This is a genomic window from Cupriavidus sp. IK-TO18 (genome assembly GCF_015549295.1).
Lineage (GTDB): Bacteria > Pseudomonadota > Gammaproteobacteria > Burkholderiales > Burkholderiaceae > Cupriavidus > Cupriavidus oxalaticus_A.
The window spans coordinates 1-798 of sequence record NZ_JADGMP010000098.1; the positions used below are offsets into that span (position 1 = coordinate 1).

The following is a 798-nucleotide window of genomic DNA, read 5'->3' on the forward strand; positions in this document are numbered from 1 at the left end:
GATGACCTTGCCCTGGCCTTTTCCTTTTATCCCATACTGAGCGAAGACAGCGGACAGCGGCGTCCGATCCTTTAGGTGCTCGAGCTCGATCGGATCGATACGCCTGCTCATCGCCGCTCCACCGGGATCTTCCGGCCCTTTCTGATCAGGGCACCGAACAACTCTTCAGCCTTGGTCTTGGCCGTAGAGACCTTCTCGCCGGACCGCACGATGTCGCCGCAAAGGTGGGCAATCAGCGCGCGCCAGGCCATTGTCTCGGCCTCGAACTCGGTGGGGTAGATCTGGGCTACGCCGTTGACGCGAACCGGTTCCCAGGTCGCCTTGTGGACCTTGCGAAACTGCCCCTCGAAACCGCCCATCACGGGGATGCTGCGTGCGCCGACCTCATTCATGGGGCAGGTTCCCGCGCTGGTCGACAGTCAGGGCCATGGCGATCGGGCGAACCCAGATCGGCTCATTGGACAGTTCGAAGGTGGTGCCGGACATGGCCAACAGCAGCGTGCGACCGAAGACCTCGGCCATTGCCGTTGCGGCCAACGGCGGGACAGCGTTGCCGATGCGCTCGCGCCATGCCGAATCCGAATTTCCGTCGAGAACGAAATCGCCGGCGGCGAGATCCTCGGGATCGAAGAGCGATTGCAGTGCGGCCAGCTCGAGCGTGGTGAATGGCCGGTGCCAGGTGCCGTCCAGCGCGCGGATCACAGCGACGAGGCGATCCTCAGGCTTAGGAAGTTCGAACAGCGGCTCGGGCGCCGGCTCGCGCGGATCCGCGACCGACCACACGCCGCGGTCGTATTT

Annotated in this window: 1 protein-coding gene and 1 pseudogene; both read right to left on the bottom strand. The window is 64.0% G+C overall.

Annotated elements, in window-relative coordinates; all coding sequences use genetic code 11:
• Window positions 1-107: 107 nt before the first annotated feature.
• Window positions 108-392 carry a hypothetical protein gene (locus IPF36_RS34265; RefSeq protein WP_195432372.1) on the bottom strand — a complete coding sequence of 95 codons (285 nt, stop codon included), beginning with the start codon at window positions 390-392 and terminating at the stop codon, window positions 108-110.
• Window positions 385-798, bottom strand: a pseudogene (locus IPF36_RS34270) (DNA cytosine methyltransferase); the annotation flags it as partial. The gene IPF36_RS34265 and the pseudogene IPF36_RS34270, both read right to left, overlap by 8 nt.

Excerpts from the sequence above, each read along its gene's own strand:
- IPF36_RS34265 (WP_195432372.1), bottom strand. The coding sequence starts at position 392 with ATGAATGAGGTCGGCGCACGCAGCATCCCCGTGATGGGCGGTTTCGAG.